Annotated in this window: 8 protein-coding genes and 2 pseudogenes; all 10 read right to left on the reverse strand. The window is 61.9% G+C overall.

Translation table 11 applies throughout. The annotated features are described in order from the left end of the window. Positions 1 to 109 precede the first annotated feature (109 nt). On the reverse strand, positions 110 to 1318 hold the full coding sequence (locus tag AC1DH9_RS19055) for an MFS transporter (protein ID WP_427546015.1): 1209 nt from the start codon (positions 1316 to 1318) through the stop codon (positions 110 to 112). Positions 1319 to 1385: 67 nt separating this feature from the next. After that, entirely contained in the window at positions 1386 to 1790 is a 405-nt protein-coding gene (locus tag AC1DH9_RS19060; RefSeq protein ID WP_054593546.1) for a MarR family winged helix-turn-helix transcriptional regulator, read from the reverse strand. Between the two features lie 82 nt (positions 1791 to 1872). Beyond that, complete coding sequence (locus tag AC1DH9_RS19065) at positions 1873 to 2604, reverse strand: adenosylcobinamide-GDP ribazoletransferase (RefSeq protein ID WP_427546012.1); 732 nt, start codon at positions 2602 to 2604, stop codon at positions 1873 to 1875. A 2-nt stretch (positions 2605 to 2606) separates the two neighbouring features. Continuing rightward, a complete protein-coding gene (gene cobC / locus AC1DH9_RS19070) occupies positions 2607 to 3182 on the reverse strand; it encodes an alpha-ribazole phosphatase family protein (RefSeq protein WP_427546010.1) in 576 nt (191 codons plus the stop codon). Continuing rightward, positions 3179 to 4234, reverse strand: coding sequence for a nicotinate-nucleotide--dimethylbenzimidazole phosphoribosyltransferase (gene cobT / locus AC1DH9_RS19075; protein WP_427546008.1), 1056 nt, complete (start codon positions 4232 to 4234; stop codon positions 3179 to 3181). The genes cobC and cobT overlap by 4 nt, the downstream gene beginning before the upstream one ends. After that, the gene (gene cobU / locus AC1DH9_RS19080) at positions 4231 to 4752 is read right to left on the reverse strand and encodes a bifunctional adenosylcobinamide kinase/adenosylcobinamide-phosphate guanylyltransferase (RefSeq protein WP_427546006.1); all 522 of its coding nucleotides are present in this window, start codon (positions 4750 to 4752) and stop codon (positions 4231 to 4233) included. Before cobU ends, cobT begins: the two co-directional genes overlap by 4 nt. A 121-nt stretch (positions 4753 to 4873) precedes the next feature. Then, positions 4874 to 6127: pseudogene (locus tag AC1DH9_RS19085) on the reverse strand (cobyric acid synthase); the annotation flags it as partial. A 27-nt stretch (positions 6128 to 6154) separates the two neighbouring features. Further along, positions 6155 to 7108: pseudogene (cobD, locus tag AC1DH9_RS19090) on the reverse strand (threonine-phosphate decarboxylase CobD); the annotation flags it as partial. Beyond that, positions 7101 to 8009, reverse strand: a complete 909-nt coding sequence (gene cbiB / locus AC1DH9_RS19095; protein ID WP_427546000.1) for an adenosylcobinamide-phosphate synthase CbiB — start codon at positions 8007 to 8009, stop codon at positions 7101 to 7103. The gene cbiB and the pseudogene cobD, both read right to left, overlap by 8 nt. Continuing rightward, the coding region (bluB, locus tag AC1DH9_RS19100; protein WP_477808587.1) for a 5,6-dimethylbenzimidazole synthase at positions 8006 to 8587 on the reverse strand (582 nt) is incomplete at its 5' end. The genes bluB and cbiB, both read right to left, overlap by 4 nt.

Raw genomic sequence — 8587 nt, forward strand, 5'->3', positions numbered from 1 at the left:
CCCATACCGAGCTGCATCAGTGCCAGCCCACCCTGATGCCAGCCCCACCAGGCCAGCGCCAACAACAACGCGCCAGCCCCGGCAGCGGCGAACCAGGCTGCAATCCTGCTCATGCCACACTCACCTGAGCTTGCAACCGTGCCACGGGACGCTCGCGTACAGGCCAATTCAAGACTGCCGCCAACAGACTAAGAAGAATCGCCACCTGCCAGATCAAGTCATAGTTGCCTGTTCGGTCGTAAACCACCCCACCCAACCAGCCGCCAAGGAACGAGCCCAACTGGTGAAAGAGGAAAACGATACCGCCGAGCATAGAGAGGTTTCGTACACCAAACAGCGTCGCCACCGTGCCGTTGGTCAAAGGCACTGTCGACAACCAGAGAAAGCCCATGGCCATGCCGAACAGATAGGCACTGGTCTGCGTGACTGGCGCCCAGATGAACAGACTGATCACCACCGCACGCAGCAGGTAGAGCCCTGTCAACAGACGCGGTTTGGACATGCGCCCACCGAGCCAGCCGGCGGTGTAAGTACCGAAGATATTGAACAGGCCAATCAACGCCAGCACCGTGGTACCAACGCTGGCAGGCAGATGCTGGTCGACCAGATAGGCCGGCAAATGCACACCGATAAACACCACCTGGAAACCACAGACAAAAAAACCGAACGCCAGCAACCAGAAGCCCGAGTGCGAACACGCTTCGTGCAGGGCCTCGGACAGGGTTTGTTCATGACCGAGCACGGGCAGCGGTTTGTCTTTGAGCATGCTGACCAGCGGCACAATCAGCGCTACCAGCATTCCCAGCACCAGGAGTGCTGTCGACCAACCGAGCCAGCCGATCAACCCCAACGTGCCAGGCAACATGGCGAATTGGCCGAAAGAGCCCGCAGCACTGGCGACACCCATGCCCATGCTGCGTTTCTCCGGCGGCAGGGCGCGCCCTACAACGCCAAGAATCACCGAGAACGAGGTGCCAGACAGGCCAATACCGATCAACAAGCCAGCACTCAATGACAGCGTCCAGGCCGAATCGGACAAGCCCATGAACACCAAACCCACGGCGTACAGCACACCACCGACCAGCACCACTTTCGCCGCGCCGAAGCGGTCCGCCAAGGCCCCGGTGAATGGCTGCGCCAGCCCCCAGATCAGGTTCTGCAGGGCGATGGCAAAGGCGAACACTTCGCGCCCCCAGCCAAACTGCGCGCTCATCGGCGGCAAAAACAGCCCGAAGCCATGCCTCACGCCAAGCGACAGCGCAAGAATCAGTGCGCTCCCAAGTAGAACCCAACCGCTGGTACGCCACATTGATGTCATTCTTGTTCTCCAGTAGCGGGTATATACCCGCTTAAGTTCGGGCTTACGCTTGGAAAGGCCCGCCGCCTCAGGCGAGTTCATCCAGCAAGGCCAGCAAGGTTGCGCGTTTCTCTGCTCCCAGACGATCAATCAGCCGCTGCTGCGCCGCTTCCCAGGCCGGCAAGGCCGCTGCCAGGCGCTCACGCCCGGTTTCGGTCAACTGCACGATGCGGTTGCGCTGGTCTTCACCTTCAACCAGCATCACCAGCCCCTCCCCCTCCAGCACCCGCAGATTACGCCCCAGCGTACTGCGATCCAGGCCCATGGCTTCCGCCAGGGTCGAAATGCTCGGTTGATCGAGGCGCTGCAAATTGCACAACAAGGAATACTGCGCAACGTTGATCCCGAAGCCGTCGAGGGCGCCGTCGTAATGCCTGCTGACGCCACGGGCGGCGCGACGCAGGTTGGTGCATAAACATTGAGAGGCTAGCATGGTGCGTGTWTATACCCGCGATAAAGTTAAAGCAAGTTTGATTATCAAACAGCCGTAAGGCCGCGCACGTTGAAGGTGACTCTCAGAGCAGCGCCAAACCCACCAGCACCGCCGTTTCCAGCAACTCCAGCAACGCCCCTGCCGTATCGCCAGTGGTCCCGCCCAGACGCTGCAACATCACTTGGCGCAACCAGAAGAACATTGGAGCCGCCAGCACCAGCGCAACAACACCGCTCCAGCCGCCAATCAGCACGCACGCCAGCGCGCTGAGCAACAGCACCTGCTGACCGGTCTTGCGCGGCAGATGATCGGCCAGCGCCTGCCCCAGGCCGCCAGCGCGCACGTAAGGTGTATTCAGAAACAGCCCCAGCAAGGCACTGCGACCGATCAGCGGTGCGAGGATCAAACCGGCCATGGAGTGCTGTTCAATCAACGCCAGTAACGCCGTGAACTTGAGCAACAACACCAATACCAGCGTCACCACTGCAATTGGCCCACTGCGCGGGTCCTTCATGATGCTCAAGGTGCGCTCGCGATCACCAAAACCGCCGAGCCAGGCGTCGGCGCTGTCGGCCAGACCGTCGAGGTGCAAACCACCGCTGAGCATCACCCAGACACTCAACAGCAACGCCGCATGCAACAACGCTGGCGTACCGAGCAACAGTCCGTTCAGCGCCCACAACAACCCGCCAAACAGCAGCCCGACCAATGGATAAAACAGCAGCGAGCGCCCAAGTTCCTGAGGCGCCGGCATGCCTGGCAGACGAATCGGCAAGCTGCTGAGGAACTGCAAGGCGATCCAGAACGGCAACATGTTCAGCCCTCTTCCCTGAGCACGGCATCAGCCTCGACGCGCAACGAAAACAGCGCGCCATGAGCGACTTCAACGTTGAGTAAATGCTCGCGCGGCAATCCGCGTGCGCGGGCCAGTAACAGACGCATGACCCCACCGTGACTGATCAGCAACACCCGCTCGCCGGCATAGGCCCGATGCAAGCGCTCGACGGCTGCCAGCACCCGTGCGGAAAACGCAGTCACCGGCTCACCTTCCGGCGGCGTAAATGCGTAGGGATCAGCCCAAAACCTGCCTAACGCTTCGGCGTCGGTTTCCATCAGCGCTGCCGCGCTCTGCCCTTCCCAGACACCGAAGTGCAGCTCTTGCAGATCCTTGTCCAGCACCACCGGCAAGCCGAACCGCTCGGCCAGTTCCTCGGCAAAACGCGCGCAGCGTTGCAGCGGCGAGCTGACCAGACGATCCCACGGACCTTGATCAATCACCGCCGCGCGCATCTGCTCCCAGCCTTTGGCGGTCAGCGCGTCATCCAGGCTGCCGCGTAAACCGCCACCGAGTTCGGTTTCACCGTGACGCAGCAGATCCAGACGCAACGTCATGCCGGACGATCGGCCACGGCCGCTTCGGCGAAGGTCGCCATTTGCCCGTGCAGATTGCAGGCCAGACGCAGCAACGGCACTGCCACTGCGGCACCGCTGCCCTCGCCCAGACGCAGGCCGAGATCCAGCAAAGGTTCAGCGTTCAGCGTTTCCAATACATGCCGATGACCCGGTTCAGCCCCGCGATGACCAAACAGCAACCACTCGCGGCATGCCGGATTCAGACGCACTGCGACCAATGCTGCCACGCTGCAAATAAAGCCGTCGACCAGCACCGCCAACCCTTCTTGAGCGCAGGCCAGATAGGCGCCGACCAGCGCGGCGATTTCAAAACCACCGAGGTTGAACAATGTCTGCAATACATCACCGCGCTGAGCGGCATGCAATGCCAGGGCGCGTTCAATCACCTGGGTTTTATGGCTGACACCTGCCGCGTCCAGACCGGTGCCTGGCCCGGCCAGATGCGCCACCGGGCAATCGAGCAATGCACAGGCCAACGCGCTGGCAGCGGTGGTATTGCCAATGCCCATCTCGCCACCGATAAACAGCTCGGAGCCTTCAGCAATCGCCCGCAACACGCTGTCACGGCCAGCCTGCAAGGCTTGTTCGCCCTGGATTTGCGTCATCGCCGGGCCATGAACGAAGTTCGCAGTGCCTGGACCGATGTGCAGGTGGCGCACGCCCAGCAAATTCAACGAAGGCGTGACAGTGCCGAGGTCGACCACTTCCAGCCGCGCCTCAAGCTGCCGCGCCAATACGCTGATCGCCGCGCCACCGCTGACAAAGTTATGCAGCATCTGCCCGGTGACTTCCTGCGGGAACGCCGAAACGCCTTCGGCGACCACGCCGTGGTCACCGGCAAAAATCGCTATCCACAGCTGATTCAGGCTTGGCTTGACCCGGCCCTGCAACCCCGCCAATTGCACCGCCACCGACTCCAACTGCCCGAGGGAGCCCGCCGGTTTGGTCAGTTGCTGCTGTCGGGCCGCCGCTTGCTCATGCGCTTGCGCATCGATCGGTTTGCACGGGTTCAACCACCAGGAATGAGTCATAACGCAATACCTTTCAAAGTCAGGGGCAGGCCGGCAACGGTCAACACGACACGCTGACAGCGCTCAGCCAGGGCTTGATGCAACCAACCGGCTTCATCGACATAGCGGCGAGTCAATTCGCCCAGCGGGACGACACCCAGACCGGTCTCGTTGCTGACAAAAACAATTTCTCCCGGCAGCGATGCCAGACACTCCAGCAAGGCTTCACGCTCATACGCCAGACGCTCGGGATCTTCCAGCATCAGCAGATTGGTCAGCCACAAGGTCAGGCAATCCACCAGTAAACAACGCTCGGCACTGGCGTTTTCGCGTAGCACCCGGGCCAGTTCCAGCGGCTCTTCAATGAGCGCCCATTCAGGCGGACGGCGCTCGCGATGATGGGCCACGCGGGCATTCATTTCGCCATCCAGCGGCTGGCTGGTGGCGATGTACGTCACCGCCAGGCCGCTTTCGCTGGCGAGCTTCTCAGCCAGACGGCTTTTACCGGAACGGGCGCCGCCGAGGATCAGTTGCAACATGGTCATAAACCTCTAAATGGCGGTGTGACAACCGACGCTATCGCGAGCAAGCTCGCTCCCACAGTTGACCACGCTCCAATGTGGGAGCGAGCCTGCTCGCGATGAGGCCTGCACAGCCGCCTCAAAACCCACAGAGCTCACGCAACAACCCAGTATCCAGATGCTTCTCCACCAGATCCGCCAACCGCTCGATATCGCGCTCGCGCAAGGCGTGGTAATCGACTTCCTGTACGTCCTGCAAACCGGCCCAGCGCAACAGCGCGCTGCATGCCGCCGGAGACTCGAACAGGCCGTGCAAATACGTGCCGAGCACCTGTCCATCAGCACTTCGCGCTCCGTCGCTGCGACCGTCATCCAGCAACACCGCCGCCTGCTCCAAAGCACTACCGGTGGTGACCCCGGCGTGAATTTCATAACCGCTGACTTCAGCGTTTTCCAACGCCAGATGTCCGCGCACATTGCGCAGCTGTTTCTCTTCTTCAAGCACGGTTTCGAACGCCAGCAAGCCGAGACCGGTACTGGAGCCCGCAGCGCCTTCCAGCCCTAGCGGGTCGTGTACGTGCTCGCCGAGCATTTGCAGGCCACCGCAAATACCGAGCAGCTTGCCGCCGTAACGCAAATGGCGGGTAATGGCTGCGTCCCAACCGTTGGCGCGCAAGTAGTGCAGGTCGCTACGCACACTCTTCGAGCCCGGTAGGATGATCAGGTCGGCAGGCGGAATCGGCTGACCGGGCCCGATGAATTGCAGATCGACCTGAGGATGCAGACGCAGCGGATCGAAATCGGTGTGGTTACTGATACGCGGCAACACCGGCACCACCACGTTGAGCACCTGATCGGCTTTATCGGCCTGGCGCTGATCGATGCCGTCTTCGGCTTCCAGATGCAGATCCACGACATACGGCAGCACGCCGATCACCGGTTTGCCGGTACGCTCTTCCAGCCAGTCGAGGCCTGGCTGCAGCAAGGCGATATCGCCGCGAAAACGGTTGATGATGAAGCCTTTGACCCGCGCCTGCTCAGTGGCTGACAGCAACTCCAGCGTGCCCACCAAATGCGCGAATACCCCGCCGCGATTGATGTCGGCGATCAGCACCACCGGACAATCCACCGCTTCGGCGAATCCCATGTTGGCAATGTCGCCAGCGCGCAGATTAATTTCGGCCGGGGAACCCGCGCCTTCGACCATCACCACCGGATAGGCTGCACTCAAGCGTTCGTGAGAGGCGAGTACCGCTTGCATGGCGATGGCTTTGTAGTCGTGATAGGCGACTGCGTTCATGGTGGTCACGGCACGCCCGTGAATGATCACTTGCGCGCCGGTATCGCTATTGGGCTTGAGCAGCACCGGGTTCATGTCGGTGTGTGGCTCAAGGTCGGTGTAGGCTTCAAAAGCGTGCTCGAGGCGCTGCCAATCGGCGTCATCGGCCGGCAAGCCGAACCTCAGACTGCTGTTGTGGGTGAACAGGCGCAGCAAGATGCCGCGCCGGGCCATGAATTCGTGCAGATGCTCTGCGTGATCAGTGATCAACCACTGAAACAACGCGCAACCACCGTGCGGTTTGAAGCCGTGGCGTTCGAGGACTTCAGCCAGGCGCTGGCTGGCCTCTTCGCTACGCAGACGCTGGCGAGCGTGACCTTKGGTGTCACGCAAACAGACCTGACCCAATACCCGGGTCGGCCCGCTGACCGCCCAAGGACCGACCTGCTCGGCGAGCAGTTTGAGCAACTTGCGCTCAGCCAGCACAAAACCCAATCGCACCCCGGCCAGACCGAAAAACTTGCCGAACGAACGCAAGACGATCAAGCCGACCTGATCGGTATAAGACGACAGGCTCAGCTGCGGGGTGTTGTCCATGAAGGCTTCGTCGACCACCAGCCAGCCACCGCGCTGCGCCAGCCGCGCATGCCAGTCGAGCAGACGTTCCGGGGTCAGGCTCAGGCCGGTGGGATTGTTCGGGTTAACCACTACCAGCACGTCGAGGCTATCGAGGAAAAAGTCGACTTCCTGCTCCAGCACTTCACGCACGACGTAGCCGTTGCGACGCCAGGCCTCAGCGTGCTCGGCATAACAGGGCGAGAGCACGCCGACTTTACCGGCGCGACGCAGACGTGGCAGCAACTGGATAGCCGCCTGGGAGCCCGCGACCGGCAGCACCTGCGAGGCGCCATAGTATTCGCGTGCAGCCTGCTCCAGGCCGTCRTCGGTTTCCGGCAAACGCGCCCAGGCCCGTAACGGGATGTCCGGGATCGCCCACGGCCAAGGTGCCAGACCGCTGGACAAGTCGAGCCAGTCGGTTTCGGCGATGCCGTACTGCAACGCCGCCTTGCGCAAGCGGCCACCGTGCTCAAGCATAAATCTCGGCTCCCACACAGAGGATCAGCAACCACAGCCATACCCCGCGCTGAACCAGTTGCCAGCCGCGATCGATGGAGTTGGCGTCTGCCGGTACGCCTTCGCCCAGCTGTGGACGCTGATGCAGCTCACCGTGATAGATCGCCGCCCCGCCCAACTCGACGCCCAGAGCACCCGCGCCAGCGGCCATCACCGGCCCGGCGTTCGGGCTGTCCCAGGTCGGCCCCTGCGTGCGCCAGCATTTGAGCGCCAAACGGGTTTTACCCAGTAGTGCGTAGGTCAAAGCCACCAGGCGCGCCGGAATATAGTTGAGCACATCGTCGATTTTCGCCGCCGCCCAGCCGAAGCGTTCAAAGCGCTCGTTGCGATAACCCCACATGGCGTCCAGGGTATTGCTCAGTCGATAGAGCACCACGCCCGGCGCACCCGCGACGGCAAACCAGAACAGCGCAGCAAATACTGCGTCGCTGCCATTTTCCAGAACCGATTCGGTGGCCGCGCGGGCCACTTCGGTCGAGTCCAGCTCACTGGTCTGACGGCTGACCAGATAGCCGACACGCTTGCGCGCTTCATCCAGGTCGTCGCTGCGCAGGGCCTGAGCCACCGGCTCGACATGCTCACCAAGGCTGCGCAGACCGAGCGCGCAATACAACGCGAGAATATCGACGACCCAGCCGATGTACGGCAACCAGGACAATGCCGTGATCAACAGGGTCAGCGGCAGCACCGCCATCACCCAGGCCGTGACGCCATGACTGCGCCAGCCACGACCGGCAGAGTTGAAACGCTGCTCGATACGATCGGCAAAACGGCCGAACGCCACCAGCGGATGCCAGCGCTTGGGTTCGCCCAGCAGCGCATCCAGCGCTACGCCGGCGACACTCAGCAACGCCACACTCATTGACTCACTCCCCAAAAATTCTCGTACAGCAGTTCACTCAGCGGACGCGCCTGCGCCCAGCCTTCAAGGACCAGCATCGGCGCCGGGTAAAATTCCCTGACCGGTCCCAGGCACAACACTGCCAGCGGTTTGGCCCCAGGCGGCAGGCCCAGCAGATCCGCCAATGCCTGCGGCTCGAACAACGAGACCCAGCCCATGCCCAAACCTTCGGCACGGGACGCCAGCCAAAGATTCTGGATTGCGCAGGACAACGACGCCATGTCCATTTCCGGCAAGGTACGACGGCCAAAGATATGCCGCTCGCGATCATCCATCAGCGCGGCAACCAGTACTTCGGCGCAGTCGTTGATGCCTTCGACTTTAAGTTTCATGAATTCGTCGGAGCGTTCGCCCAGCGCTTCGGCGGTGCGTACCCGCTCCTCTTCCACCAGTTGCTGGATCTTGCCGCGTAACGCTCGGTCGCTGATGCGGATGAACCGCCAGGGCTGCATCAAACCGACACTCGGCGCCCGATGCGCCGCTTCGAGCAAACGCCGAAGCAGTTCGGGCTCGACGCTGCCGCCACTGAAGTGACGCAT

This window comes from Pseudomonas sp. 05T35, from assembly GCF_056396605.1.